Genomic DNA, 25,745 nt, shown 5'->3' on the forward strand with positions numbered 1-25,745 from the left:
TCCCGCGTTCCGTCGGCTCATCGATCTGCTCGTCAGCGATCCTCGGAACGGCGCGCGCGGAGCGTCCGTACCTTGTTGCGGTTGCCGCAGTGTTCCATCGAGCACCAGCGGCGCCGCCCGGGGCGTGAGGTGTCGACGTAGATCAGACAGCAGTTGCCGGCCGAGCACATGCGTATGCGGTGCGCGAACGGCCCCGTAAGGAGCTCCACGGCGTCGCGTGCGACGGTGGCGAGCAGCCGGGTGCCGTCGGCGGCACCGACCCAGCCGCGCTCGCCGCCCGGTCGGATCGCGGGGGCCAGCGGGGCATGGGCCGCCGCTTCGTTGATGGTGCCGATGTCGGCGGGGTCGGCGGGTTCGTGCACGGCTTGGGCGGTCGTCACGCGGAACAGCGCGTCGCGCAGCCGCCGGGCGGCCGCCACCTCGTCGTCGGAGACCTCCAGGGAGGGCGTGGGCGTCAGCCGCGAGCGTTCCGCCCAGGCGGCGAGGTCGCCGGGCGCGTGCAGCACCTCGTACCGCCGGAACTCGCCCGGGCCCCCGGTGGTGAGCAGTTCCAGGCAGAGCGCCCCGGGGTCGAAGCGGTAGGTGGACCCGCTGCGGGAGCGCATCGGAATGCCGGGGGACTGGGCCATGTAACCAGAATAGGAGGTTACGGAAGATGTCCTCTCCGGAGTCCTAGACTCTCGGCATGGTCGACACCCTGCTGACGCAGCTCAGCGCCGGAAAGTACCTGCTGGTCAGCAGCGCCCGCAAGGACGGCACCCTGGTACCCACTCCCGTCTGGGTCGTCGGGGACGGCGACGCCCTCGGCATCTGGACGCCCGTGGACTCGTGGAAGGTGAAGCGGATCCGCCGGTGCGCGGACGTCATGGTCGGCCCGTGCGACCGGCGGGGCAACCCGACGGGCGAGCAGGTGCCCGCCACCGCCGAGATCTGCTCGCCGGACGTCACCGCGTCCTACCGCACCCGCATCCTCCACAAGTACGGCGTGACCGGCTTCCTCACCCTCCTCGGCAGCCGAATCCGCCGCGGCCTCAAGGGCACGGTCGGAATCCGCATCACGCTCACGCGCTGAAGCGGGCGCGCCGACGGCGGGCAGGTCCGGTCAGGAGCCGTCCCACTCGTCCGGCAGGCTCTCGACCTGGCCGGCCGGGGCGGCCGGCGACGGCGTCGTCTCCTGAGCGGCCGGCGTGGCCGTCGCCGTGCGGAGAGCCGTGATGCACGCGCCGATGGCCTGCTGGAGGTCTTCGAGGCGCTTCACCATGTCGTCCTCGTAGATGTCGCGGATCTCCTCGGCCGCGTCGACATCGTCGAACGTCAGCTCCTCGAAGACCTTCGTGGCCTTCTGCAGGCTGCTGTAGAACTTCGCGCGCCGCTCCTGCACCCGCAGTTCCGGGTCGCTCTGGACGGTCTGCGCCACCATGTCCCGCACCGTGTCGTACGCCTCGCGCGCCCACTCGCCGGACTCCTCGCCGTCGTCCAGCTCGTCGATGAGGGAGAGGTGGCGCTCCGCTTCCTCGCGCAGCTCGGCGGGCGCGTCGATCATCTGCCCGGCGGGCGTCTTGACCTGGCCCTTCTCGACGATCTGGCGGACGTAGTCGACCCGGTCGCCCGCCTTGGACTCGGCCGCCACGGCCTTCTTGAGGTCGTCGGCGCGGACGATGTCACGGACCAGCTCCGTGCGCAGCGCCGGGTCCTCGCCGAGACGGTCCATCAGGGCCTTCCGCGCCGCCTCCGCGGTGCCGGGGTCGGCGAGGATCGCGGCGCGCAGCGCGGTCGGGTTCTCCGCGACCTCCAGGGCCTTGGTGGGGCGGATGCCCTCGGCCTCGGCGGCCTCCGTGATCGCCTCGCCGCGCTGCGTCAGGGCGCTGGAGCGCGAGGTGTAGTACGACAACCAGACGTCGGCGTCCGGCAGTTCGACCTCCATGCCGGGGGAGAGCGCCTCGAAGTGCGGCACCATCCCGTCGTCGGCGGCCTTGTCCCAGGCCTTGTAGTAGCGCATGACGCGGTCGGCCGAGCAGCCCGCCAGCTCGGCGAACTCCTTGGCGGACACCTTCGGCGTCTCACCGGCGCTCTGCCCGCCCGGCCGCACACTGCGGGCGACCTTCAGGCCGAAGGCCCAGCCGCCGGTGCGGGCGTACGCCCCGAAGTCACGGGCGTCCGCGGCCACCAGGGCCGCCGCGTCGACGGCTTCCCCGGCGGCGGGAGCGGCTTCCCCGGCGGAAGCGGCTTCCTGGGACGGGACGATGGCTACGCTCACGGAAGGGCTCCTGGGTGTCACAGGCGTACAAGAGGTTGACGCGATACTTTATCGCTCCTATTGAGACGTTTTGCACGCGAGTTGATGTGCCGGTCGGCGCCGGGCGGCCCAGGGCCGGCCGGCCGCTCGCATAGGCTGCCTGGATGAGCATTCTGGATGACGCCCGCCCGGGCATGAACCCCGAGATCCGGCCGCAGGACGACCTCTTCGGTCACGTCAACGGCGCCTGGCTCGACACCGAGAAGATTCCCGAGGACCGCTCCAGCTGGGGCCCCTTCGTGCAGCTGGCCGACACCGCGGAGCAGCAGGTCAAGACGATCATCCAGGAGCTGGCGGAGCGGGCCGCCGCCGATCCGGGCGCGACCTCCGAGGACGCCCGCAAGATCGCCGCCCTGTACGCCTCCTTCATGGACGAGGAGACCATCGCCGCCCGCGGCCTCGCCCCCGCCCAGCCCCTGATCGACGAGGTCGCGGCCCTGCGCGACACCCGGGAGCTCGCGGCCTTCCTCGGCCGCTTCGAGCGGATCGGCGGCTCCGGCCTCTTCGGCTCGTACATCGACTCGGACGACCGCGACTCCGACCGCTACCTCTTCAACATCCTCCAGGGCGGCCTCGGCCTGCCCGACGAGTCGTACTACCGCGACGAGAAGTTCGCCGAGATCCGCGAGAAGTACGTCGCCCACCTCACCGAGCTCCTCACGCTCGGCAGGCACGCGGACCCCGCGGCCGCCGCGCGGACCGTCCTCGCGCTGGAGACGAAGCTCGCGGCGGGCCACTGGGAGCGGGCCGAGACCCGCGACGTCCTGAAGACCTACAACCTCACCACCCTGGACGAGCTGACCGCCCTGGCGCCGGAGTTCGACTGGCGCGGCTATGCCGCCGCGCTCGGCGGCTCGGACGCCACCATCGCGGAGACCTGCGTCCGCCAGCCGTCCTACCTCATCCACCTCTCCGCGGTCCTCGCGGAGGTGCCGATCGAGCAGTGGCGCGACTGGGCGCTGGCCCGTGTGCTGCGCGCCTGCTCGCCGTACCTGTCGGACGAGTTCGTACGCAACAACTTCGAGTTCTACGGCCGCACCCTCAATGGCACCCCGGAGCTGCGCGCCCGCTGGAAGCGCGCGGTCGCTTTCGTGGAGGGCTCCATCGGCGAGGCCGTCGGCAAGGAGTACGTCGCACGGCACTTCCCGCCGTCGTCCAAGGCGATGATGGACGACCTCGTCGCCAACCTCCTCGAGGCCTACCGCCAGTCGATCGCGCGCCTCGACTGGATGACCGACGAGACGAAGGAGCGGGCGTACGAGAAGCTCGCCACGTTCCGCCCCAAGATCGGCTACCCCGACACCTTCCGCGACTACTCCACGCTCCAGGTCTCGCCCGACGACCTCCTCGGCAACGCGCAGGCGGCGGCCGCGTTCGAGTCCGACAGGGAGCTCGCCAAGATCGGCGCGCCGGTCGACCGCGACGAGTGGTTCATGCTGCCGCAGACCGTCAACGCGTACTACAACCCGGGCACCAACGAGATCTGCTTCCCCGCGGGCATCCTGCAGAAGCCCTTCTTCTCGCCCGACGCCGACCCGGCCGAGAACTACGGCGGCATCGGCGCGGTCATCGGCCACGAGATCGGCCACGGCTTCGACGACCAGGGCGCGCAGTACGACGGCGCGGGCAACCTCAACGACTGGTGGACCGCCGCCGACAAGACCGCCTTCGAGGGCAAGTCGAAGGCGCTCATCAAGCAGTACGACGCGTTCTCGCCCCGCAACCTCCCCGGCGAGTTCGTCAACGGCTCGCTGACCGTCGGCGAGAACATCGGCGACCTGGGCGGCCTCACCATCGGGCACACCGCGTACCTCATCGCGCTCGACGGCGCGCCGATGCCCGAGAGCGACGGCCTGACCGGCTCGCAGCGGCTCTTCATGAACTGGGCGTACTGCTGGCGCACCAAGCGCCGCAAGCAGCAGGAGCAGCAGTACCTCACCATCGACCCGCACTCGCCGCCGGAGTTCCGCGCCAACATCGTCCGCAACCTCGACGAGTTCCACGAGGCGTTCGGCACGGCCGAGGGCGACGGGCTGTGGCTCGACCCGTCGGAGCGCGTCCGGATCTGGTGACGCCGGACGTCCCGGCCGGGGGAGAGGCGGCGCGGCGGTCAGGCGAGGAACGCCGCCGTGGCCGCCACGAACCCGGCCGGGTCGTACAGCCAGGGGAAGTGTCCGGCGCCGGGCTGCACGACGAGCTCGGCGTCCGGGAACAGCTCCGCGACCTCGGCCACCGCGGGCGGCGGTGAGTTGAGGTCGGCCTCCCCGGCCAGCACCAGGACCGGGCCCCCGTGGCGTGCGAGCGCGGCGCGCGTGGCCGCCGGGTCGTAGGCGCCCTCGGCGCCGTAGGCGGCCGCGGCCTCGTCGTTGCGCTGCGGGCCCTCGGCCGCCTGATGGGCCTGCGCCGCCGCGTCCCAGCGGCCGTACGCGAACGGCGCGATGGCCTGGAAGGAGTCGGCCGTCGCCCGCCCCGCCACGATCTCCTCCAGGGCCACGAAAGCCGTCGGGAACCACGGCTCGTCCCGCCGCAGCAGCGCCGTCTCGCGCCGCACGGCGCCATCGACGGTGACTCCCACCGCCATGACGCTCGGCGTGATCAGCGCCAGCTTGCCGACCCGCTCCGGGTGGCGGGCCGCGTACAGCACGGCGAGATTGGTGCCGGCGGAGTGCGCGAGCAGGTCCACCGTGTCGAGACCGAGGTGCCGGCGCAGGGCCTCCACGTCGTCCACGAGCCGGTCGCAGCGGTACGAAGCGGGGTCCTCCGGGACCGCGGAGCCGCCGGTGCCGCGCAGGTCCAGCATGACCAGCGGGCGGTGCGCGGCGAGTCCGCCGAGGTCACCGAGGTACGCGGAGTCCTGCATCGGGCCGCCGGGCAGACAGACCACGGGAGGGACGTCACGGGCACCCGGGCCGGCCCCTCCGCCGTCCCCGAGGACGTGATAGGCGAGCTGGGTTCCGTCCGGCGCGGCGAAGGCAGTCATGGGGTGACCTTGCCAGACCGGAGCGAAGGCAGGTCTTTGGCCCCTCAGGTGAGTGAGGAAAGTCCCGGTATGCGGGCTCCCCTCTGCGGAATCACCACTCGCGAGACCGCACGAACCGCGTGGGGGCAAGCGACCGAGATGAGGGTGCCGTGACAGTGCCGAGGGAGACACGACGCGTATGGGCCGGGGAGAGCACCTTGCGGAGGGGCGGCGGAACGCGGCTGATACCCGTCGGCGACCGGAAACCGACCGTGTCCGCCGGGAGCCTGCCCCCGGGCGCCCTGCGGCAGGCGCACGGTGCGCCGTGCTGGCTGAGCCTCGCCTCCCGGGACCTGCGGGCCGCCGAGGAGTTCTACGGCCGGGTCCTCGGCTGGTGCCACGTTCCGCTGCTCGGCTCGCCGCGCAGGCCGCGCTCGCTGGCCGTACGGGCCGGCGCGCCGGTGGGAACCATCAGCGAGACGACGTGCGACCTGGGCGACCACGCGGCCTGGACGCCGTACTTCGCCGTCGACGACGTGGACGTCGCGGTGACCCGGCTCCGTGAGCGCGGCGCCACCGTGGCGGTCGGGCCGCTGCTGACCGGCGCCGGGCGGATCGCCGTGGTGGCGGGCCCCGAGGGCGCGGTGTTCGGTCTGCGCCAGCAGGCTCCCGACCAGAGCTGGCGGGTCGGGGACGGCCCGGTCGCCCGGCTCGAACTGCACACCCGGGACATCTTCGCCGCGGCCCTCTTCTACGGGGGCGCGCTCGGCTGGGCCGACGGGGCCGACGACAGCTGCGAGGTGGAGTACGCCCACGGGCAGATCCTGGTGCGGGACGGGCTGCGCACGGTCGCCGCGCTCAGAGACGACACGCCGCCGGGCTTCGAGGGCCACCACCGCTGGCACGCGTGCTTCCGCGTGGCCGACGTCGACGCGGCCGCCGCCGCTGCCGTGATCTGGGGCGGTCGGGTCGTCTCGCCGCCGCAAGGGTCCTCCCACCGGCGTGAGGCGGTGCTGGAGGACCGCGAAGGCATCCCCTTCACGGTGGTCGCGAGCTGAGCGCGCGAGTGGAGTCATCGCCGGCGCGGGCAAGTCGCGGGCAAGTCGAGAGCATGGGGAATCTGACGATGTTTCTTGGGGCAATGGGTGTGGACACGACCGTCGAGCCGACCCGAGCGGCCGAGCCGGTCCAGACCGCCCGACCGGCCGAGCCGCCCCGGTCCGCGCGGCCGGCCCTGCCGTCGCGGGACGAGGTCGTGGGGCTGCCGCGGATCGAGGCCGACCAGGTCGCGCCGAAGGACGCCCGGGAGCTGTCGAAGCTCTTCTTCGAGCGGCTGGAGACCCTCGAGAAGGGCTCACCGGACTACCTGTACGCGCGCAACACCCTGATCGAGATGAACCTCTCGCTGGTGCACTACGTGGCGGGCCGGTTCCGCAACCGCGGCAACGGTCACATGGAGGACATCGTCCAGGTCGGGACCGTCGGCCTGATCAAGGCGATCGACCGGTTCGACCTGAGCCGCGGCTTCGAGTTCGTGTCGTTCGCCGTCCCCTGCATCCTCGGCGAGATCAAGCGCCACTTCCGCGACACCAGCTGGGCCGTGCACGTCCCGCGCAGACTGAAGGAGCTGCGCTCCGAACTCGTGAAGTCCAGAGAGCAGTTGTTCGCCGAGCTCGGCCGCGAGCCGACGGTCAACGAACTCGCGGCGGACCTGGACGTGACCCAGGAGCAGATCCTCGAAGTGCTCGTCGCCGCCAACGGTTACGCGGCCGGGTCCCTGGAATCCCAGCACGGCGGGAGCGACGACGGCGACACGCACCGGAGCAGCCGCTCACTCGCCGACGTCATGGGGGAGCCGGACTCCGCCATCGAGGTCTTCGAGAACGTCCACGCCCTGGCGCCGCTCCTGGCGGAGCTCGGCGAACGGGAGCGCCGCATCATCGAGATGCGCTTCGGGCAGGAGATGACCCAGGCCGAGATCGGCACCGTGCTGGGGATCTCGCAGATGCACGTGTCACGGCTGCTCGCCCGCACCCTGGCCCGCCTGCGCACGGGCCTGCTGACGCAGGAGTAGCGGTGGAAGCGGTTCACGGACGAGTCACCGAAAGGTAACTGGTCTGGCCTCGTTACCTCATCAACGGGATCTAGCGTCGCGGGAGTTCCCGCGAGTTCACGCCGGGCGGCGCGCACCGCGGGCCCGGCCAGAGGCAAGGATCCCCCGTGAGACGCACCCCCTTTGTGATCACCTCCGCGTGTGTGGCGCTGCTGCTCCCGGCCGCCGCCGAGGCGTCGGCCCCGGCGGCGGCCGGAGCGGCGGCACCCGCCTTCAGCAGCGCGGGCGGCCGCTACGCGCATCCCGTCTCGCTGACCCTGCGGGCCGAGCGCGGCAGCACGATCCGCTACACCCTGGACGGCACCACGCCCACACATACGAGCCGCGTGTTCGTGCCGGGCCGTCCGCTGCGTATCGCTAAGGACACCAACGTCACGGCCGTCGCGTTCCGCGGCGGCCGGGTGAGTGCTCCGGTGTCGGCCGGCTACCTCGTCAGGACCGCGGAGAAGCCCCTCGCGCGCCTCGTCGTCATGTCCGACGTGCACATCGGCGACCACAAGAACAACGACAAGAAGTACGAGAGCTACTTCGACACCATCGCGTCGGTCTTCCCCGAGCCGGACGCGATCCTCTCCAACGGCGACATGATCAACGACAACGGCGACGGCCGCGGCGGCGACCACCGCATCGTCTCCGAGATCTTCCACGCCAACCTGAAGCGCAAGGGCATGGACGACACCCAGGTCCTGCTCTCCAACGGCAACCACGACGCGAGCCTCACCGACATCCGCGCCCACTACCCGCGCGACTGGTTCCCCGACTCCGGCGGCGGCTACTACGAGTCGACGGTGCGGGGCCTGCACGTGTTCACCGTGAACACGGAGACGTACAACTCCAGCTCCGCGCAGCGCTCCTGGCTCAAGAAGCGGCTCGCCGAGCTCACCGCCGACCCGGCGAACGCGCACACGCCGATCCTCGTGCAGGGCCACCGCCCCGCGCCCGGCACCGCGATGGACGGCCAGCAGGCCTCGAACCCCCGGCTCACCGAGGACCTGAGCGCCCATCCGCAGGTGATCTACTTCTCCGGCCACTCGCATCTGAACATCAACGACGAACGCTCCGTCCACCAGCGTGACTTCACCGCCGTCAACGACGGATCCATGTCGTACGTCGAGATGGACCACGGCTACCAGGCGGTCACGGAGACGGGCCTGGCGGACCGCTTCGAGGCCCCGACCGCGCAGGCCCTGTTCGTCGAGGTGTACCGCGACCGCACGGAGATCGCGCGCGTCAACATGGCCGCGGACAAGCACGACATCTACACCGGAGGCCAGTGGTCCGCCAACTGGCAGCCCCCGTACGCCAGCGCGGGCACCCTCAGCGGACCGACGTGGACCGTACGCCTGAAAGGCAGCACTCCCCAGCAGATCAAGGACGGCTTCACCTACACGGACGCCCGGCGCAACACGACCGCGCCCCGGTTCACCACCCGCCGCCCGCTCGACCTGGTGGGAGGGCGTCCTGTGCTGCGCGTCCGGCAGGCCCACGACGACCAGATGGTGCACCACTACCGAGTCGACATCGAGGACACGGCGAGCGGCGCGAAGCTGCTCTCGACGAAGGTCCTCGCCGAGTACTACTTCATGCCGCGCCCCAACTCCCTGGACATCCCGCTGCCCGCCACCCGGGACGGCGCCCGCTATGTGGCGCGGGTGCGCGCGGTCGACGCGTACGGGAACACGTCACCGGAGGCGAAGCTCGCGTTCAAGGGCTGACCGAGGGGTGCTCGGGGGCTGATCGCGCGGCGTCGTCCGCCAGCGTCGCGCGCGCGAGGGCGGCCACCCCGTCGTGGATCCGGCGCGGCGGAACGCCGTTCGCGCACAGGTGCTCGATGAGGTCGCTGCGCACGGCGGCGAGCAGGGCGTGCGCGAGGAAGTCGGCGTCCCGCTCGCCGCGGGCCTCGGTGAGCAGCAAGGTGAGTTCGGCGTGCCACAGCGCGTAGGTGTCGTTGCGGTACGGGCTGCCGCTGCCGGCGCTCTCCAGGGCGAGCATCAGCGGGCGGGTGTCCAGTTTCAGGCGCAGCAGCGCGTCGAGGAGGGCGAGGGCGCGTACGTCGGCGGGGGCGCCGGGGCCCAGGGGCGGGGGACCGGAGACGACGTCGGCCCGGAGCCGTTCGGTGCGCTGCTCGACGAGCGCCTTGACCAGCCCGACGCGGTCGCCGAAGCGGCGGAAGAGCGTGCCCTTGCCGACCCCGGCGGCGGCCGCGATGTCGTCCATGGAGACGCGGTCGGGGGCGCCGCGCTCGGTGAACAGGCGCTCCGCGGCGGCCAGTACGGCCTCGCGGTTGCGCTGGGCGTCGGCCCGCTCCTTGCGCGGCTCCTTGCGTGGCTCCTTGCGTGGTTCTTTGCGTGGTTCTTTGCGCGGGGGTGGTGTCATCGTGCCTCCACTGGAAAAGCGGACCGACAGTCCGTATCGTTGTTCCGGACCGCTGGTCCGCATATTAGCGCGGGCCGGGCCACAGCCGTGGAAGGGCACGACCATGCCAGGCACCACCACGCCGGACGTGACAGCACCCGACAGCACGCCCGAGGGCGTCTTCCGGCGAGGCATCGAACTGCTCCTCGCCAAGGATTTCGCGGGGTGGATCGACCTCTGGGCCGAGGACGGAGTCTGCGAGTTCCCCTTCGCCCCGCCGGGCGCCCCGCGCCGCCTCGACGGCAAGCCCGCCGTCCGCGCCTACATGACCGCGTACCCCGACCACATCGACCTCGTCGCCATCCCGCACGTTGAGGTCCACCGGACCGAGGACCCCGACGTCGTCATCGTCGAGATGCGTGCCCAGGGGCGCTCGGTGCGTACGGGACGGGACTTCGAGATGTCGTACATCGTCGTCGTCACCGTCGAGAACGGGCGGTTCACCCACTACCGCGACTACTGGAACCCCCTGACCGCCCTGGAGATCGCCGGCGGTTCCGACGCTCCGTTCGCGGGCGGTGCACGATGAGCGCCGCCCGGCCGGGCGCGACGACGGACGCGCCGGTCCTGGTGACCGGTGGCACCGGCAACACCGGCCGCCGCGTCGCCGCACGCCTCGCCGCGCGAGGGCACCGGACGCGGACGGCGAGCCGACACCCGGAGACGCGACCGGACACCACCGCGCGTATCGAGGCCGCCCGCTTCGACTGGGACGACACCGCGACCCACGACCCGGCCCTCGACGGCGTGCGCCGCCTCTACCTCGTCCCGCCGACCGCCGCCTCCGACCCCGCCGCCCACCTGCTCCCGTTCCTCGACCGGGCGCGTCGTGCGGGGGTCGAACGGGTCGTGCTGCTCGGCTCGTCGGCCATCGCGGAGACGGACGATGGGCTCGGCGAGGTGTACCGCGCGATCCGCCAGCGGTTCCCGCAGTGGGCGGTGCTCCGGCCCTCGTGGTTCATGCAGAACTTCACCGGCGACCACCCCCACGCGCACAGCGTCAGGGAAACCGGTGAGATCGTCACCGCCACCGGCGAGGGCCGGGTCGCGTTCGTCGACGCCGAGGACATCGCCGAGGTCGGCGCGCGGGCCCTGACGGACGAGCACCCGCACAACACGGACCACCTCATCACCGGCCCCCAGGCACTGAGTTACGCCGATGTCGCAGAGGCGATCTCCCGTGTCGCGGACCGGCAGGTCAGCCACCGGCCCGTCTCGCGTACGGCGATGCGGGACCGGCTGGCCGCCACCGGCATGCCGGCACGGTTCGCCGATCTGCTCGCGGGCATGGACGAGGCGATCGCGGCGGGCGCGGAGGACCGTACGAGCACGGTGGTGGAACGCGTCACGGGCCGCGCGCCCCGCTCGTTCGCCGCCTTCGCCGCGGCACACGCGGCCGTGTGGCGGCGGTGACGCGTCGGCTCCGTCACCGCTGCCGGGGAGCGGTCAGGCGCGGACGAGCGGGGTGTCCACCAGGTGCTCGGCCAGGAACCACGACTGCAGTTCACCGGTCCTGATCACCTGCGACACCAGCAGGTCGTTCGTGCCGTCGTCGCCCAGCTCGGCGGTCCGCGCGGCCGCGTCGTGCGCCTCGACGAGGATCGTCTCGTGGGCCTCCAGGAGCCGCGACAGCATGGCGGGCACCTCCTCGACGCCGTCCGGCGGGCGCGGAATCGACGTGAGCTCGGCGACGTGCCGCGGATCGCCCACCGCGACGCCGCCGAGGGACTGGACGCGCTCGGCGATCGTGTCGACGAGGTCGAGCTGGTCACCGGCGTGCTTGTCCAGGACCAGGTGCAGTTGGTAGAACGTCGCGCCGCGCATGAGCCAGTGGTGCTTCTTGTACAGGCCGTAGAGGATCTGCGTGTCCGCGAGGACCCGGTTCAGCCGCTGGCAGGAGTACATCCTCGCCTCGTACGACAGGCCGATCGGGAACTGCTTGACCGTGCCGTACTCCTGGATCACCTTGCCCTTCTGGTGCAGCCACGGCTGGCTGCTGCCGTTCACCGCCGGATGGGAACTGCTGCCCGCGGTCCGGGTCTTGTCGGTCATGTGTGCCTCCTGCGGCGCTGTGCTGTGTGTGCCGGAGGAACGCTAGGCGCGTCCGCACGGCCCCTCTTGTCCCGCAGCGCACGCCGTGCTGCCGGTGAGTGCACTGGCGGTGACCTGCGCTTCTGTCGTTCGCTCTCGGGCCAGCACCCGTGCACTGACGGGCGGGGGACCGGCGTGCGGCAGGCCTAGCGTCGGCCGCACCGCCCCGACCGCGGGCGGACCGAGCGGAGAAGAGGCAGGCATGAACGCGCACGAGTGGGCGGACGTCGTGGTCGTCGGGCTGGGACCGGGCGGCGAACACGTCGCGGGGACACTCGCCGAAGCGGGACTCGACGTGGTGGGGGTCGAGGCGGAGCTCGTCGGAGGGGAGTGCCCCTACTGGGGATGTGTGCCCAGCAAGATGATGATCCGGGCCGGCGACCTGCTCGCCGAGGCGGGCCGGGTACCCGCCCTGGCCGGGACGGCGACCGTCACCCCGGACTGGGGGAGAGTCGCCGCACGCATCCGTGACGAGGCCACCGACGACTGGCACGACCAGGTGGCGGCCGACCGCCTCACGGCCAAGGGCGGCCGCCTCGTACGGGGCACAGGACGCCTCGCCGGGCCGCGCCGCGTCACCGTCGGCGACCGCACCATCGAGGCCCGGCGCGGCATCGTCCTCGCCACCGGCACCCACCCCCGTATCCCGTCGGTGCCCGGCCTGCGGGAAACCCCCTACTGGACGAACCGCGACGCCATGGCGGCGAAGGAGCTGCCCGAGTCGATGGCCGTGCTCGGCGGCGGCGCCATCGGCGTCGAACTCGCCCAGGTCTTCGCCCGGTTCGGCTGTGCGGTCACCGTGATCGAGGGGCAGGACCGACTCCTTTCCCAGGAGGAGCCCGAGGCCGGGGAACTGGCCGCCGCGGCGCTGCGGGCGGACGGCGTCACCGTGCTGACGGGCACTCGCGTACGGGAAGTCGGCCACGGCGACGACCAGTTCACCGTCCACCTGGAAGGCGGCGCCGAGCCGCTGCGCGCCGCACGGCTCCTGGTGGCCACCGGCCGCATGGCGGACCTGGGCGCGCTTGCCGTCGACACCGTCGGGCTCGACCCCATGGCCCGGGCCGTGCCCACGGACGGGCAGTTGCGGGCGGCGGAAGGGCTGTGGGCCGTCGGTGACATCACCGGCCGCGGCGCCTTCACCCACGTCTCGATGTACCAGGCGCAGATAGCCGTCCGGGACATCCTCGGTGAGCCCGGCCCCGACGCCGACTACCGGGCACTGCCGCGCGTCACCTTCACCGACCCGGAGATAGGGGCCGTCGGCCTGACCGAACGCCAGGCGCGGGAACAGGGGCTGCGGGTGCGCACCAGCGTGCTGCCCCTCACCTCCTCCACCCGGGGCTGGATCCACGGACCGGGCAACGAGGGCTTCGTCAAACTCGTCGAGGACGCAGACCGGGGCGTGCTGGTCGGCGCCACCTCGGCGGGCCCGGCGGGCGGAGAGGTGCTCTACGGACTGAACGTCGCCATCCACGCCGAAGTGCCCGTCCACACGCTCCGGCACATGATCTACACCTACCCCACCTTCCACCGCACGGTCGAGGCCGCGCTCGGAGCGCTCCGCTGAGCGCCATGCGGGGCCGCGACCCCGAGGAGCGGCACCGGACCGCCACTTCGCTGGAGCTCCTCTTCGACCTGTGCTTCGTCATCGCGGTGGCGCAGGCCTCCGAGAGCCTGCACGAGGCCCTGACCCACGGGGCGTCCGCCACCGGGGTCCTGCGCTTCGCGCTGGTCTTCTTCACCGTCTGGTGGGCGTGGATGAACTTCACCTGGTTCGCCTCCGCGTACGACCCGGACGACACCCCGTACCGGCTGACGGTGCTCGTCCAGATCACGGGCTCCCTCGTGCTCGCCGCAGGTGTCCCCCACGCGTTCGCGGAGGGGGACCTGCGGGTCGTCACCATCGGATACGTCGTGCTGCGCACCGCGCTGGCCGCCCTGTGGCTGCGCGCGGCACGCGCCGACCCCGCGCGCCGGTCCACCGCCCTCCGCTTCGCCGCCGGAGTGACGGCGTGCCAGGCCGGCTGGGTGGCGCTGCTCTTCCTGCCGGACGCGGCCCGGCTGCCCGGCATCGTCGTGCTGATCGCCGCCGAGGTCTCCGTACCGGTGTGGGCCCAGTCCGCCGGAATGACGCCGTGGCACCCCCGCCACATCGCCGAGCGCTACGAGCTCTTCACCCTCATCGTCCTCGGCGAATCCGTCGCGGCCGCCACCGTCGCCGTCCGGACCGCGTTCGAACGGCACCAGAGCACGGGAGAGCTGTACGCGACGGCGGCCGGCGGCCTCCTCACGACCTTCGCCCTGTGGTGGCTGTACTTCGCCAGGCCCGCGCACACACTGCTGGCCACCACGCACCGTACGCACCGCCGCAGGTTCGTGTGGGCCTACGGCCACTACCTGATCTTCGCGTCGGCAGCCGCCGAGGGCGCCGGTCTCGCCGCGTACGCCGATCACCTCACCGGCCACGCGCAGACCTCGTCCACGGCGGCAGGCGCGGCGGTCACCGTCCCCGCGGCGGTCTTTCTGACCACCGTCTGGGCCGTACACCTGCGGCCCCACCTCAAGTCCGTGGCCGAGTGGGCCCCGTATCCGGTGGCCGTGCTGGGCCTGCTCGGGGCCACTTGGTCGCCGGCGCCCGCGCTGGCGTCCGGTGCGGTGCTCGTCGTACTCATTACGGCATCGGCATCGGCATCGGCATCGGCATCGGCATCGGCATCGGCATCGGCGTCGGCATCGGTATCGGCATCGGCATCGGCGCCGCGGCGGTGACGAGCGCGAACGCGAGAACGCCCCGACCGTGTCCGTCTGTCCGGGCACCGTCGGGGCGTTCCGCCGTGCGTCAGCCCGTCGCGCGCACCGCGTCACGGATCAGGTCGGCGACCTCCTTGGGCCGGGACACGGCGACGGCGTGCGACGCCCCGTCGAGCTCGACGACCGTCGCACCGGCCCGCTCCGCGCCGAAACGCTGGACATCGGGATTGATCGCCTGGTCCGCACCGGCGACGACCGCCCAGGAGGGCTTCGTGTGCCACGCGGCGGTCGCGGCCTTCTCCGTGAACGCGACGGCGGCCAGCGGGCGCTGTGCGACGGCGAGCACCTCGGTGACGGCGGCCGGAACGTCGGCGGCGAATATCTCCGGGAAAGCCTCGGCCTCGACGGTGAACTCGACCGCGGGCTCGGCGCCTTCGACGGGGTACGTCCACTCCGTCAGGTTGCTGCCGAGCGGCGAGAGGGGGTAGCGGTCCTGCAACTCGGCCAGGCTCTCGCCCTCTTCGGTGACGTAGGCCGCGACGTAGACCAGACCGGTCACGTTATCGGCGGCACCGGCCACGGAGATGACCGCGCCGCCGTAGGAGTGGCCGACGAGCACGACCGGGCCGTCGGTCTGGCCCGCCACGGAAGCGATGTACGCGGCGTCGGATGCGAGGCCGCGCAGCGGGTTCGGCGGAGCGATCACGTGGATGCCGTCGTTCTTGAGTTCTTCGATGACGCCGGTCCAGCTGGACGCGTCGGCGAACGCGCCGTGGACGAGCAGGACGGTGGGGGTGGACTGAGCGGTCATGATGGGTTCTCTTCGTCGGTAGTTGGTTGTGTGTGATCGTTCGTGTCTCAGGTGCCGTCAGGCGTCGGCGCGGTGGAGAGCCGCCCGCAGGGTGCCCGTGGCGAGCGTGATCGCGGCCTCCGCGGCGTGGGTCTCGCGCAGGGCGTTGAGCATGACGAAGTCGTGGATGATGCCCTGGAAGCGGACGGCGGTGACCGGAACGCCCGCCTCGCGCAGCTTGTTGGCGTAGGCCTCGCCCTCGTCGCGCAGCACGTCCGCCTCGCCGGTGACGACCAGCGCCGGCGGCAGCCCGGTCAGCTGCTCGGTGGAGGCCCGCAGCGGCGACGCGGTGATCTGGGCGCGCTCGGCCTCGTCGGTCGTGTACTGGTCCCAGAACCACTGCATGCCGTCGCGGCGCAGGAAGTACCCCGTGGCGAACTGGTGGTAGGAACCGGTGTCGAAGCTCGCGTCGGTGACCGGGTAGAACAACACCTGCTGGACCAGCGGCACATCACCGCGCTGCTTCGCCATCAGCGTCAGCGCGGCGGTCATGTTGCCGCCGACGGAGTCACCGGCCACGGCGAGCCGGCCGCCGTCCAGGCCCTTGGCCGAACCCTCCTGGACGATCCACCGGGCGACGGCGTAGTTCTGCTCGATGGCCACCGGGTAGCGGGCCTCGGGGGAGAGGTCGTACTCGGGGAAGACGACCGCGGCGTGCGCGCCGACGGCGAGCTCGCGGACCAGCCGGTCGTGCGTGTGGGCGTTGCCGAACACCCAGCCCGCGCCGTGGATGTAGAGGATCACCGGCAGCGTCCCCCGCGCACCGGCCGGCTTGACGATGCGGGTCCGGACACCGCCCGTGGGGCCGCCGGGGACGGTGATCCACTCCTCGTCGATCTCCGGCTTCTCGATGTCGCCGGACTGCACCTCGTCGACCGCCTTGCGGCCTTCGGCGGGCGGCAGTTCGAAGAGATAGGGCGACTGAGCGGTCGCTGCGGCGAAGGCGGCGGCCGCCGGTTCCAGGACCGGCTGCACCGGCTGCACGGGTTCGACCGGCTGGGGCGACTCGACGACGTCGGACATGTGGTTCTCCTGAGTGTCATGTGATGCGCCGGTTTTCCGGCGAAAGCCCCGAGGAAAAGCGCTGCGGGGCTGTGGGTCCCCACGCTAAAAGCGGCCGGGCGCCGCCAATTGACCACCAGCGCACCGACGCTGACCCGACAGCGCACGGCGAGAACTGGAGTGAGTGCACTGTCGGACCGACAACAGTGCACTGCTGGAAAACACGGCGGTTTCGGCCCGCCATAGCGTTGCGGCGAAGCGATGGAGCGGTTCCGAAACAGCAGGAGGTTGTCGAAAGGTGTCCACGATGCCGGTCGGTGGGCTGGTCCCCAGCACCACGGCCAACGCGACGGACCACGCCGCAGGCAATGCCGCGGACCTCGTCGTCCGGAACGCGAATATCCACACCGGAGACCCCGGCCATCCCCGGGCCGAGGCCCTGGCCGTACGGAACGGCGTCATCACGGCCGTCGGGGACGACAAGGACATGGCCGCCCTGGTCGGACCGGCCACGAGGGTCGTCGACGCCCTCGGCCGCCGCATGATCCCGGGCCTGAACGACTCGCATCTGCACGTGATCCGGGGCGGCCTCAACTACGTACTGGAACTGCGCTGGGACGGCGTCCCCACCCTGCGCCAGGGACTCGCGATGCTGCGCGAGCAGGCGGCCCGCACCCCGAAGGGCCAGTGGGTCCGGGTGGTCGGAGGCTGGTCCGCCGAGCAGTTCGCCGAGCGGCGGCTGCCGACCGTCGCCGAGCTCAACGCCGCCGCTCCGGACACCCCGGTGTTCGTCCTGCACCTGTACCAGGCGGCCGTCCTGAACCGCGCCGCGGTCAACGCCGCCGGCTACACCAGGGACACTCCCGACCCCCGGGGCGGTCAGATCGTACGAGGACGGGACGGCGAGCCCACCGGCATGCTGCTCGCCGCGCCCAGCGCCCTCGTCCTCTACTCGACCCTGGCCAAGGCGCCGGTCCTGGAGGGTGCGGACAAGAGGACGTCGACCCGTCATTTCCTGCGCGAACTGAACAGGTTCGGCCTCACCTCCGCGATCGACGCGGCCGGCGGATTCCAGAACTTCCCGGACAACTACAGCACGGTCGTCGAACTCGCCGAAGCCGGTGAGTTGTCGCTCCGCATCGCCTATCACCTGTTTCCCCAGACGGCCGGACAGGAAATCGCCGACCTGAAACGCTGGATCGAGATGGCCCGCCCCGAAGACGGCGACGAATGGCTGCGTCTCAACGGAGCGGGGGAGAACCTCACCTGGGCGGCGGCCGATTTCGAGAACTTCGCCCAGCCGCGCCCGGAACTCACCCCCGACTACGAAGGGGAATTCGAGACCGCCGTACGCCTACTCATGGCCAACGGCTGGGGGTTCCGGCTGCACGCCACCTACGACGAGACAATCAGACGCGACCTCGCCGTGTTCGAGAAGCTCGCCGCGGAAGGGCTCTTCCCGGCCGGGAACCGGTGGCTGTTCGACCACGCGGAGACGGTCTCCGCCGACAGCCTCGACCGCGTCGCCGCCCTCGGCGGAGCCATGTCCGTGCAGAACCGGCTGTCGTTCCAGGGCGAGGCGTTCCTCAGCCGTTACGGCCCCGGTGCCGCCGCGGACGCCCCGCCGATCCGAGCCATGCTGGAGCGCGGCCTGACCGTCGGCGCCGGCACCGACGCCACCCGTGTCTCCAGCTACAACCCGTGGATCGCCCTGCACTGGCTGATCACCGGCCGCACCATCGGCGACCTGGTGGTCCGCCCGCCCCACAACCGCGTCGACCGGCGCACCGCGCTGGCGATGTTCACCGAGGCGGGCGCCGCCCTCACCGGCGAACAGGACATCAAGGGCGTCCTGCGACCGGGCTGCCTCGGCGACTTCGCCGTCCTGTCCGAGGACTACTTCACCGTCCCCGAACAGGACATCGCCCACATCGAGTCCCTGCTGACCGTCGTCGGCGGGCGGATCGTGTACGCGGCCGCGGAGTACGAGGGCATCGACGAGGAACTGCCGCCGGTCAGCCCGGAGTGGAGCCCGGTCGCGCACTTCGGTGGCTACCAGGCCGTACCCCGTACGGGCCGGTCGGGCGCCCGGCAGGCCGAACTGCTCGGCCAGGCCGTCGCCGAGTCCGAGCAGCACCGGCAGTGGCGTGCGCGGCGCGGCCTGACCCCGGAGACCGAGACCCCCGTCTTCGACCCTTGCTTCAACCTCTGACCCCACCCCCCACCCCTCACCGCCTTACCCCGAACCCCTCCTCCCACCACGTCGCGGACGCCCGTCCGCGGTCACACCACACCCAGAAAGGCACCCTTATGATGGACATCTCTCAGGTCACCCCGGCGCCCGGCCCCGACCTGCTCACCCCCGACAACTGTGCCGTCCTGTTCATCGACCACCAGCCGCAGATGTTCTTCGGCACCGGCAGCGGCGACCGCACCGCGATCATCAACTCGACCGTGGGACTCGCGAAGGCCGCCAAGGTCTTCGACGTCCCCGTCGTGCTCAGCACAGTGGCCGCCGAGTCCTTCTCCGGCCCGATCCTGCCGCAGCTCACCGCGGTCTTCCCGGAACAGGAGGTGGTCGACCGCACCTCCATGAACGCCTGGGAGGACGCCCCCTTCGTCGAGGCGGTGAAGGCCACCGGCCGCAAGAAGCTCGTCATCGCCGGGCTGTGGACCGAAGTCTGCGTCGTGCTCCCCACGCTCTCCGCCATCGCCCAGGGCTACGAGGTGTACGTCGTCACGGACGCCTCCGGCGGCGTCAGCCCGCAGGCCCACGAGCACGCCGTCCAGCGCATGGTGCAGGGCGGTGCCATCCCCGTGACCTGGGTGCAGGTGCTCCTCGAACTCCAGCGCGACTGGGCGCGCACGGACACATACGTCCCCGTCACCGAGGTCGTGAAGGAGCACGCCGGCGCCTATGGCCTCGGCGTGGTGTACGCCCAGGCCGTCATCGGCGCCCACGCGGCGGGCTGACCCGAACACGATGGACAACGGACTGTTGGTCCTCCGGCTGGTGGTGGGCCTCCTCATCGCCGGCCACGGAGTGCAGAAGGTGAGCTTCCGGCTGGGCGGCAACGGCCTGGCCGGCGGCACGGAGGAGTTCCGCCACGACGGCTTCCGCGGCGGGCGGCTCACCGCGCTCGCCGCGGGCGGCAGCCAGATCGGCGCCGGCCTGTTCCTGGCGGCCGGCGCCCTCACGCCCGCGGCGGCGATGGCCGCCATGGGCGTGATGACGGTCGCGGCCACCGTCAAGTGGCGCCACGGGCTCTGGGTGCAGAACGACGGCTACGAGTACCCCCTGGTGCTCGTGGCGGCCGCGGCGGTCCTGGTCCTCACCGGGCCCGGCCGCTGGTCGGCCGACCACGCCCTGGGGCTGACCCCTTGGCCACCCTGGGTGCAGGCCGTGGCTCTCGTGGGCGGCCCGGCGAGCGGACTGCTCACCCGCGCGGTGCTGCACCGATCGTCTGATGCCGATGCCGATGCCGATGCCGATGCCGATGCCGGGGCCGGGGCCGGGACCGGGGCCGACAGGAGGAGTCCGTATGCGCGCGCTGCTGACTGACGCGGCCCACACCCTGGTGCCGCCGAAGGGCGACCGGCACGGGCCGCTGCCGCCGCTCCTGCTGGCACTGACTGTGGTGACCGGTCTGGTGGACGCCGTCAGTTATCTGGCGCTGGGGCACGTCTTCGTCGCCAACATGACGGGCAACGTCGTCTTCCTGGGGTTCGCCCTGGCGGGCGCGGACGGCCTGTCGGCGCTGGCCTCCGTGGTCTCGATGGCGGCGTTCCTGGCGGGCGCGCTCGGGGGAGGACGGCTTGGCACCCGCTTCGCGGCACACCGCGGGCGGCTGCTCGCCCTCGCCGCGGCGCTGCAGGCGGCGCTGGTCGCCGCGGCACTCGTCGCGGCCGCGCTGGCGCACGGCCGGGTGACCACGCCGGTCCAGTACACCCTGATCGTCCTTCTCGGCCTCGCCATGGGCCTGCAGAACGCGGTCGCCCGCCGCCTGGCCGTCCCGGACCTGACGACGACGGTACTGACGCTGACCCTGACGGGCCTCGCCGCGGACTCCGCACCGGCCGGCGGCGCGGCCCCCCGCCCGGGCCGACGAATCCTCTCCGTCCTGGCCATCTTCATCGGGGCGCTGACCGGAGCCGTACTCCTGGCGCACGACGAACTCCCCCTCACCCTGGGGCTGATCCTGGCCGCACTCATGGCGACGGCGCTGATCGCCCGACGCGTGTCGTCACCGGAGGCGAGTTGGGCGGGCCCTCTGAGGTGACAGGGCGGGCCGCCACGTCACCTGTCATGATTATTGAAAGCCGAATTACCTCGATGGGGTGCAGCAACTGTGGGAAGCCCACTGAGTAACGCCGTGCAGGCCGACGTCCTGTCCGCCCGTGACGTCCCGCTGGGCGGCCCGCGCTCGATGACGGTGCGTCGCACGCTGCCCCAGCGGGCCAGGACCCTGATCGGCGCCTGGTGCTTCGTCGACCACTACGGACCCGACGACGTCGCCGACACCGGCGGCATGGACGTGGCACCCCACCCGCACACGGGCCTGCAGACGGTGAGCTGGCTGTTCACCGGGGAGATCGAACACCGCGACAGCCTGGGCAGCCACGCGTTCGTCCGGCCCGGCGAACTGAACCTCATGACCGGCGGACACGGCATCAGCCACACGGAGGTCTCCACGCCACGTACCACCGTGCTCCACGGAGTCCAACTCTGGGTGGCACTCCCCGACGAACACCGCCACGCAGCCCGCGACTTCCAGCACTATGCGCCGACCCCGCTCCGGGTGGACGGCGCCGAAGCCCGGGTGTTCCTGGGAGAGCTGGCGGGCGACGCCTCCCCGGTGCGTACCTTCACACCACTCCTGGGCGCCGAACTAATCCTCCAACCACACGCGACGACCACGCTCGCCGTGAACACCGATTTCGAACACGGCCTCCTGGTCGACCAGGGCCGAGTCACCATGGCCGGAACCCCCCTGAACCCAGCGGAACTCGGCTACCTCGCCCCGGGCCACGACACCCTGACCCTCACGAACGAGACGGACACCACTGCACGCCTGATGCTCCTGGGCGGCGAGCCGTTCGAGGAGGAGCTGGTGATGTGGTGGAACTTCATCGGCCGAACGCATGAGGACATCGCGCAGGCCCGCGACGACTGGATGGCAGGCGACCGCTTCGGTGTCGTGCGGGGATACGACGGGGACCCACTAGCCGCCCCCGAACTGCCGAACGTGCCGCTGAAACCGCGGGGACGGGTGCGCTGAGCTGGGGTTTTGCGTCTGGCGCACGCGAGTGGGAGCCCTATCGGGAGAGGTCGTGATCGCTCGCGGCGGGCGTACCGGAAGGGCTGGGCCGATCTCAGATGTGATCGGCCCGACCGCGGGTCACGGCTTGCGCGTGTCGGCACGTGTGACCAGGTCTACTGATCCTTTCGGGGTGTTGTCGGATGGTGGGTCAGTTGCAGTCCGGTGCCGGCGAGGCAGCCGTCGATCAGGTCGGGGCGGTGTTGGATGTGTCGCAGGCCGCGGCGGAGGGTTTGTTCTAGGTGGGTGTCGTCGGTGAAGGCGATGTTCGCCAGCGGGCTGCGCCGCAGGAGTGACCAGACGCCTTCCACCGGGTTGAGGTCCGGTGCGTAGGAGGGCAACTGCACGATGGTGAGCCAGTCATGCTCGTCTGCGTACTGGCGCATTCCGGTGGTTCGGTGGGTGTTGAGGTTGTCCCAGATGAGGACGATGGGGGCCTTGAGCTGGATGTGGGCGCGCACGATCAGGTCGCGGTAGTCGGTCCAGGCGAAACTGTTACGGCCCGTGCCGCGGTGTTTGTGGTGTCGGCGGGGCCGGTAGATCAGCCGGGAGGGCTCGCCCGGCCGGTAGCAGCACAGGGCGGCGATCGAGTAGCGGCGCCAGGACCGGCCGCGCACCCGCACCACCGGCGTCTGCCCGCGCCGACCCCAGGTGCGGGCCCGCGACGCAGTCATGCCAAAGCCCGCCTCGTCCTCGAAGACGATGAAGGCTCCCAGCGCCGCCGCAGTCATTCCGCCTGCGGCCACACATTCCTCTTCCACAGCTCCACTGCGTGCTCGTCGCGTTCTACGGCCCGGCGGGCGGGCGACTGCCAGGACCAGCCGTGCCGGTGCAGCAGTCGCCATGCCGCCGCCGGTGAGACGTCCAGAGCGAACTTCCAGAGGATCAGTGACCGGATGCGGGCCAGGGTCCAGCGCTGGTCTTCCCAGCCGTGCACTGCCGGCCCCCGGGCCAGGTCCTGTTCCAGTTCGGCGAACCGCTCATCGGTCAGTTTGGGTAGTTTCGGCGGCCCCGCGGAGGCCAGAGCGGCCGTGCCGCCCTGGCGCCAGGCCCGCCGCCAGCGCTCCACCGACCGCTCACTCACCCGCAGTTCCTTCGCGATCGCCGCGTTCTTCTCACCCCGCGCGAACCGTTTGCCGGCCTCGAACCGGATCTGTTCCCTGAAGCTCCGTCCCTCGGCGGTCAGCCCGCCGCCCTGTGCGTACCGCATACCACCGGCCTACCGCGGGGCTCACCAGCCGTCACTCCTCCCGACAACATCCCGAACAGATCAGTAATTCATGAATCCATCGTCCTGGCGCGGAGCGCGGCGGCTGATGTCGCGAGGTCGTAGCCGCCGCGCTCGTGGATCATTCGCCTGGCGGAGTGCTCGGCCATGGCCTTCCCGGCACTGAGGTAGTCCTCGACGACCTGGGAGTCGGCTGAGCGTAGCCAGTCCAGCTTAATCATGCGCTTCAGTACAGCACCGGCGGTCAGGTGAGGCTGCTGGTTCTTGGGGACGGGGAGTTCTTCGGGACCGAGACACTCCAGCGGCGCTTCCCGAACACGCAGCACACCGTAGTCGGCGTTCAGCAGCGCATCGGTCTTGTCCCGGTCAGCGCGACTGCGTCCGGCGGCATGCCAGTAGGCTCCGTCGAACTCGATGACTATGCCTCCGCCTTCGTCGACGAACAACATGTCGACTGATCGGTAGCGCGCGGGGATCTTCGGGTCGGTCAAGCGAACGTCGTGCTCGGTGGTGAAGCCACACCGTGACAGCTCGAAGGCGAGCTCGGCATACAGACGGATTTCGAGCACTGAGGTGGCTGACATCTGGCAGCGGGGGCATCCCGAACCTGCTCGGGTGCGGTTACCGACGACGGCCTCCCAGGTGTGACCGCGAGAACAGCGCCAGGTCACGGTCATGTTGCTACCCGGCAGCACCTGATGAGGCAGCAGAGGCCAGTTGGCGACCCTCTCCCATTCAACCGCGAGATCGGGGTGTGCGGCGGCGAGGTTATTGGTCTGTGTTACTCGCCGACCGGCGCACTCGCCGCACTGCCTGAATCTCACGCGGTTGCTGACCTGCTGCTTCCATGTGTGGCCGTTCTGGCACAGCCAGTGCACTGTTCTCCCAGACGCAGGCAGGACATCGATGGGGCGCAGAGCACCGTTAAGCCTGGGGTGCCAGGTGGCGGCTATCTCCGGATCTACAACGGCGAGATTGCGTTCTGGCGTTGCTCGTTGCCCCGCACAGAATCCACAGCCGCGACCCTGGGCCACCCGGGAGGCGACCGTGGCAGGCCATTCGTGCCCGGCAGCACACATCCACCAGCGCTTCGGCCTTGGAGTACCGGCCCGGACGTCGACGGGTGTGAGAGGGGCGTTGCGGGTGGGGTGCCATTCCCTTGCGAGATCGGGAGCGAGGTCGGCGAGTGACTGCCCCGCAGGCGGCCGACGCCGGGTTTGACCGCGCCGACCCAACGAGCACGGGGGGCACCCCGTCCCGGCCCGGCTGCCGCTTCCGGTGCGCTCCACTATGACGGCCGCCCACACGTGACCACACGTGCCGCACCTCCAGTGGGCCTTGCGGCGGGAGGTCGGGCCGACAACTTCCGGGCGCAACGAGCCATTGAGTTCTGGATGCCACTCTGCCGCCAAATCGGGGCGCCGCACGGCGAGGTTGTTCGTGACATCAATCCGCGAGCCACCACAAAAGGGACAAGAGGGGCGGCTTGTCCGCTGGGAGACCATCTCCGTCCATTGATGTCGATCGTCATGGAGGCAGCGCCAGGAGACCCGGGTTTTGGAGAACGGAGTGACATCTGAGGGTGTGAGGCCTGGCCGACCGGGGGCGGTGACCCATTCGGCTGCCAACGCCGGATGAACAGTAGCCAGGTCGTTGCCACACCCGGCCCGGTGTCCCGAACAGTACGGACATCCACTGCCGCGCCAGCGCTCGCTCGGCGGCATGTCATAGCGATGACGGTCATCCGCAGGGCAGCGCCACCAGCGAGCCGGCGCATTGGACTGGGCGGCGACCTCGGCCGCCGAGACCTCATTGCGCTCACTGTCCCATTCCGCAGCCAAGTCCGGCCTCAGCTCGGCAATCGACCGCCCCCTGGCGGGCCGCCGGGAGGAAAGCACCTGTCGGGCAATGCCGCATTTCTGGCAGGTGTGCCCCGCCATGAAGTGCCGGATCTGCACCCGGTACGGCACTCCGCAGCCCTGGCAGCGAAGGTGTGCGTACTTCGCGCTGCCGATGGTCAGGCGAGTTGGGTCCAGTCCCTCGTTGAGCTCAGCCAGCCACGCATTCATCAGCTCTGGTTCCTCTGCCGCCTTCGGAGAACCGGGTCTGCGCAAGTGCACTCCATGAAACGATCGGTGGCGACTCTCAGGCAGCGCGCGTTGCCGACCGGCAATCACGAACGAGCTGCACGGCTACCGGCAAAGACTGTAGACCAGAGGTATGACATAGGACGCTGGCTGGTGCACGGTGCTGACCCGGCTGGGAGCCGGACCGGGATGCGCGTCCGTAAGTTCGCCTCGAGCTACAGGCTGTCGACCCACGAGGGGACGGGGTAGGTGTGGACGTCGCCGAATGCGAGGTGGAGGGGGCCGAGGAGACGGTGGGCGAGGTTGGGGGAGAGGTCTTCGATGGCGAGGGCCGTGGCGGCGAAGCACGCGGCTTTTTGTTCGTCTGAGAAGTTCCGTACGCGCTTGCTGTGGATGCGGGCTGCTCGGTCCAATGCTGCTTCGGTGTGCTCGATCAGTGCGTTCTTCAGCGTGGCTCGGTCGGCGGTTCTGGCGAGGTCCTGCGCCTCACACCAGGCGGGGTCTTCGCGATCGGTCGGCCACGCCTTGTTGGAGGAGCGGCGCAGGGTGAGGACTTCGTCCCACGTCAGCTTCTCCAGCCGGGCGAGCAGCGCGGCTTTTGTGCGCCCTTGAGGCCCCAGCACCCACCAGGC

24 protein-coding genes and 1 pseudogene are annotated in these 25,745 nt (G+C 71.0%); 14 read left to right on the forward strand and 11 right to left on the reverse strand.

The window, feature by feature from the left end; all coding sequences use genetic code 11:
* Window positions 1-32: 32 nt before the first annotated feature.
* Window positions 33-629 (reverse strand): CGNR zinc finger domain-containing protein, encoded by a 597-nt coding sequence (locus ACZ56E_RS04520; RefSeq protein WP_471210921.1) that lies wholly within the window; start codon window positions 627-629, stop codon window positions 33-35.
* A gap of 56 nt (window positions 630-685) precedes the next feature.
* On the opposite strand from ACZ56E_RS04520, the gene ACZ56E_RS04525 reads away from it, so the two are divergent.
* Window positions 686-1,072, forward strand: coding sequence for a PPOX class F420-dependent oxidoreductase (locus ACZ56E_RS04525; RefSeq protein WP_468606175.1), 387 nt, complete (start codon window positions 686-688; stop codon window positions 1,070-1,072).
* 30 nt (window positions 1,073-1,102) lie between these two features.
* On the opposite strand, the gene ACZ56E_RS04530 is transcribed toward ACZ56E_RS04525, so the two are convergent.
* Window positions 1,103-2,257, reverse strand: a complete 1,155-nt coding sequence (locus ACZ56E_RS04530) for a hypothetical protein (RefSeq protein WP_471210923.1) — start codon at window positions 2,255-2,257, stop codon at window positions 1,103-1,105.
* 143 nt (window positions 2,258-2,400) lie between these two features.
* Between ACZ56E_RS04530 and ACZ56E_RS04535 the strand changes: the two genes are divergently transcribed.
* Window positions 2,401-4,368: a M13 family metallopeptidase gene (locus tag ACZ56E_RS04535; RefSeq protein WP_471210926.1), complete on the forward strand. Its 1,968-nt coding sequence runs from the start codon at window positions 2,401-2,403 to the stop codon at window positions 4,366-4,368.
* Window positions 4,369-4,406: 38 nt separating this feature from the next.
* Here the strand turns inward: ACZ56E_RS04535 and ACZ56E_RS04540 are convergent, their stop codons facing one another.
* Window positions 4,407-5,276: an alpha/beta fold hydrolase gene (locus ACZ56E_RS04540; protein WP_471210928.1), complete on the reverse strand. Its 870-nt coding sequence runs from the start codon at window positions 5,274-5,276 to the stop codon at window positions 4,407-4,409.
* A gap of 251 nt (window positions 5,277-5,527) precedes the next feature.
* Here ACZ56E_RS04540 and ACZ56E_RS04545 point away from each other — a divergent pair, with 251 nt between their 5' ends.
* From ACZ56E_RS04545 to ACZ56E_RS04555, 3 genes are all read left to right on the forward strand, one after another.
* Window positions 5,528-6,313 carry a VOC family protein gene (locus ACZ56E_RS04545; RefSeq protein WP_471210931.1) on the forward strand — a complete coding sequence of 262 codons (786 nt, stop codon included), beginning with the start codon at window positions 5,528-5,530 and terminating at the stop codon, window positions 6,311-6,313.
* Window positions 6,314-6,396: 83 nt separating this feature from the next.
* Window positions 6,397-7,329, forward strand: coding sequence for a SigB/SigF/SigG family RNA polymerase sigma factor (locus ACZ56E_RS04550; RefSeq protein ID WP_471210933.1), 933 nt, complete (start codon window positions 6,397-6,399; stop codon window positions 7,327-7,329).
* Window positions 7,330-7,475: 146 nt separating this feature from the next.
* A complete protein-coding gene (locus tag ACZ56E_RS04555; protein ID WP_471210935.1) occupies window positions 7,476-9,083 on the forward strand; it encodes a chitobiase/beta-hexosaminidase C-terminal domain-containing protein in 1,608 nt (535 codons plus the stop codon).
* Here the strand turns inward: ACZ56E_RS04555 and ACZ56E_RS04560 are convergent.
* On the reverse strand, window positions 9,073-9,744 hold the full coding sequence (locus ACZ56E_RS04560) for a TetR/AcrR family transcriptional regulator (RefSeq protein WP_471210938.1): 672 nt from the start codon (window positions 9,742-9,744) through the stop codon (window positions 9,073-9,075). The two genes, ACZ56E_RS04555 and ACZ56E_RS04560, sit on opposite strands and share 11 nt — an antisense overlap.
* Window positions 9,745-9,847: 103 nt before the next feature.
* On the opposite strand from ACZ56E_RS04560, the gene ACZ56E_RS04565 reads away from it, so the two are divergent.
* Both ACZ56E_RS04565 and ACZ56E_RS04570 read left to right on the forward strand, forming a co-directional pair.
* On the forward strand, window positions 9,848-10,312 hold the full coding sequence (locus ACZ56E_RS04565; protein WP_471210940.1) for a nuclear transport factor 2 family protein: 465 nt from the start codon (window positions 9,848-9,850) through the stop codon (window positions 10,310-10,312).
* A complete protein-coding gene (locus tag ACZ56E_RS04570) occupies window positions 10,309-11,196 on the forward strand; it encodes an SDR family oxidoreductase (RefSeq protein ID WP_471210942.1) in 888 nt (295 codons plus the stop codon). Before ACZ56E_RS04565 ends, ACZ56E_RS04570 begins: the two co-directional genes overlap by 4 nt.
* A 33-nt stretch (window positions 11,197-11,229) precedes the next feature.
* On the opposite strand, the gene ACZ56E_RS04575 is transcribed toward ACZ56E_RS04570, so the two are convergent.
* Window positions 11,230-11,835, reverse strand: a complete 606-nt coding sequence (locus ACZ56E_RS04575; protein WP_471210945.1) for a Dps family protein — start codon at window positions 11,833-11,835, stop codon at window positions 11,230-11,232.
* Between the two features lie 241 nt (window positions 11,836-12,076).
* Between ACZ56E_RS04575 and ACZ56E_RS04580 the strand changes: the two genes are divergently transcribed.
* Together ACZ56E_RS04580 and ACZ56E_RS04585 are read left to right on the forward strand one after the other, a co-directional pair.
* Window positions 12,077-13,444 (forward strand): dihydrolipoyl dehydrogenase family protein, encoded by a 1,368-nt coding sequence (locus tag ACZ56E_RS04580; RefSeq protein ID WP_471210947.1) that lies wholly within the window; start codon window positions 12,077-12,079, stop codon window positions 13,442-13,444.
* A gap of 5 nt (window positions 13,445-13,449) precedes the next feature.
* Window positions 13,450-14,646 (forward strand): low temperature requirement protein A, encoded by a 1,197-nt coding sequence (locus ACZ56E_RS04585; RefSeq protein WP_471210949.1) that lies wholly within the window; start codon window positions 13,450-13,452, stop codon window positions 14,644-14,646.
* 70 nt (window positions 14,647-14,716) lie between these two features.
* Here the strand turns inward: ACZ56E_RS04585 and ACZ56E_RS04590 are convergent, their stop codons facing one another.
* Window positions 14,717-15,439, reverse strand: a complete 723-nt coding sequence (locus ACZ56E_RS04590; protein WP_471210950.1) for an alpha/beta fold hydrolase — start codon at window positions 15,437-15,439, stop codon at window positions 14,717-14,719.
* 57 nt (window positions 15,440-15,496) lie between these two features.
* Window positions 15,497-16,501 (reverse strand): alpha/beta hydrolase, encoded by a 1,005-nt coding sequence (locus ACZ56E_RS04595; RefSeq protein WP_471210951.1) that lies wholly within the window; start codon window positions 16,499-16,501, stop codon window positions 15,497-15,499.
* Window positions 16,502-16,778: 277 nt separating this feature from the next.
* On the opposite strand from ACZ56E_RS04595, the gene ACZ56E_RS04600 reads away from it, so the two are divergent.
* The 5 genes from ACZ56E_RS04600 to ACZ56E_RS04620 all read left to right on the forward strand — a co-directional run bounded on the left by ACZ56E_RS04600 (window position 16,779) and on the right by ACZ56E_RS04620 (window position 21,759).
* Complete coding sequence (locus ACZ56E_RS04600; RefSeq protein WP_471210954.1) at window positions 16,779-18,692, forward strand: amidohydrolase; 1,914 nt, start codon at window positions 16,779-16,781, stop codon at window positions 18,690-18,692.
* Between the two features lie 98 nt (window positions 18,693-18,790).
* A complete protein-coding gene (locus tag ACZ56E_RS04605; protein ID WP_471210956.1) occupies window positions 18,791-19,453 on the forward strand; it encodes a hydrolase in 663 nt (220 codons plus the stop codon).
* Between the two features lie 10 nt (window positions 19,454-19,463).
* Window positions 19,464-20,042 (forward strand): DoxX family membrane protein, encoded by a 579-nt coding sequence (locus ACZ56E_RS04610; protein ID WP_471210958.1) that lies wholly within the window; start codon window positions 19,464-19,466, stop codon window positions 20,040-20,042.
* A complete protein-coding gene (locus tag ACZ56E_RS04615; RefSeq protein WP_471210960.1) occupies window positions 20,023-20,760 on the forward strand; it encodes a YoaK family protein in 738 nt (245 codons plus the stop codon). Before ACZ56E_RS04610 ends, ACZ56E_RS04615 begins: the two co-directional genes overlap by 20 nt.
* 147 nt (window positions 20,761-20,907) lie before the next feature.
* Window positions 20,908-21,759 carry a pirin family protein gene (locus ACZ56E_RS04620; RefSeq protein WP_471211558.1) on the forward strand — a complete coding sequence of 284 codons (852 nt, stop codon included), beginning with the start codon at window positions 20,908-20,910 and terminating at the stop codon, window positions 21,757-21,759.
* Between the two features lie 155 nt (window positions 21,760-21,914).
* Here the strand turns inward: ACZ56E_RS04620 and ACZ56E_RS04625 are convergent.
* The 4 genes and pseudogenes from ACZ56E_RS04625 to ACZ56E_RS04640 all read right to left on the reverse strand — a co-directional run bounded on the left by ACZ56E_RS04625 (window position 21,915) and on the right by ACZ56E_RS04640 (window position 25,736).
* A protein-coding gene (locus tag ACZ56E_RS04625) for an IS630 family transposase (protein WP_471210963.1) occupies window positions 21,915-23,008 on the reverse strand; the annotation gives its coding sequence in 2 pieces (ribosomal slippage) (window positions 21,915-22,544 and window positions 22,547-23,008; 1,092 coding nt in all).
* A gap of 68 nt (window positions 23,009-23,076) precedes the next feature.
* Window positions 23,077-23,595, reverse strand: a complete 519-nt coding sequence (locus ACZ56E_RS04630) for a hypothetical protein (RefSeq protein WP_471211582.1) — start codon at window positions 23,593-23,595, stop codon at window positions 23,077-23,079.
* A gap of 24 nt (window positions 23,596-23,619) precedes the next feature.
* Window positions 23,620-25,095 (reverse strand): annotated as a pseudogene (locus tag ACZ56E_RS04635) (zinc-ribbon domain-containing protein); the annotation flags it as partial.
* 233 nt (window positions 25,096-25,328) lie between these two features.
* Window positions 25,329-25,736, reverse strand: a complete 408-nt coding sequence (locus ACZ56E_RS04640) for a hypothetical protein (protein WP_471210965.1) — start codon at window positions 25,734-25,736, stop codon at window positions 25,329-25,331.
* Between the last annotated feature and the right edge of the window lie 9 nt (window positions 25,737-25,745).

It is taken from the genome of Streptomyces sp. NPDC039480, from assembly GCF_055597165.1.

Coding starts and splice junctions, on each gene's coding strand:
- ACZ56E_RS04520 (WP_471210921.1), bottom strand. CDS start 629: ATGGCCCAGTCCCCCGGCATTCCGATGCGCTCCCGCAGCGGGTCCACC.
- ACZ56E_RS04525 (WP_468606175.1), top strand. CDS start 686: ATGGTCGACACCCTGCTGACGCAGCTCAGCGCCGGAAAGTACCTGCTG.
- ACZ56E_RS04535 (WP_471210926.1), top strand. CDS start 2,401: ATGAGCATTCTGGATGACGCCCGCCCGGGCATGAACCCCGAGATCCGG.
- ACZ56E_RS04540 (WP_471210928.1), bottom strand. CDS start 5,276: ATGACTGCCTTCGCCGCGCCGGACGGAACCCAGCTCGCCTATCACGTC.
- ACZ56E_RS04550 (WP_471210933.1), top strand. CDS start 6,397: ATGGGTGTGGACACGACCGTCGAGCCGACCCGAGCGGCCGAGCCGGTC.
- ACZ56E_RS04560 (WP_471210938.1), bottom strand. CDS start 9,744: ATGACACCACCCCCGCGCAAAGAACCACGCAAAGAACCACGCAAGGAG.
- ACZ56E_RS04565 (WP_471210940.1), top strand. CDS start 9,848: ATGCCAGGCACCACCACGCCGGACGTGACAGCACCCGACAGCACGCCC.
- ACZ56E_RS04570 (WP_471210942.1), top strand. CDS start 10,309: ATGAGCGCCGCCCGGCCGGGCGCGACGACGGACGCGCCGGTCCTGGTG.
- ACZ56E_RS04575 (WP_471210945.1), bottom strand. CDS start 11,835: ATGACCGACAAGACCCGGACCGCGGGCAGCAGTTCCCATCCGGCGGTG.
- ACZ56E_RS04580 (WP_471210947.1), top strand. CDS start 12,077: ATGAACGCGCACGAGTGGGCGGACGTCGTGGTCGTCGGGCTGGGACCG.
- ACZ56E_RS04585 (WP_471210949.1), top strand. CDS start 13,450: ATGCGGGGCCGCGACCCCGAGGAGCGGCACCGGACCGCCACTTCGCTG.
- ACZ56E_RS04590 (WP_471210950.1), bottom strand. CDS start 15,439: ATGACCGCTCAGTCCACCCCCACCGTCCTGCTCGTCCACGGCGCGTTC.
- ACZ56E_RS04595 (WP_471210951.1), bottom strand. CDS start 16,501: ATGTCCGACGTCGTCGAGTCGCCCCAGCCGGTCGAACCCGTGCAGCCG.
- ACZ56E_RS04605 (WP_471210956.1), top strand. CDS start 18,791: ATGATGGACATCTCTCAGGTCACCCCGGCGCCCGGCCCCGACCTGCTC.
- ACZ56E_RS04610 (WP_471210958.1), top strand. CDS start 19,464: ATGGACAACGGACTGTTGGTCCTCCGGCTGGTGGTGGGCCTCCTCATC.
- ACZ56E_RS04615 (WP_471210960.1), top strand. CDS start 20,023: ATGCGCGCGCTGCTGACTGACGCGGCCCACACCCTGGTGCCGCCGAAG.
- ACZ56E_RS04620 (WP_471211558.1), top strand. CDS start 20,908: ATGACGGTGCGTCGCACGCTGCCCCAGCGGGCCAGGACCCTGATCGGC.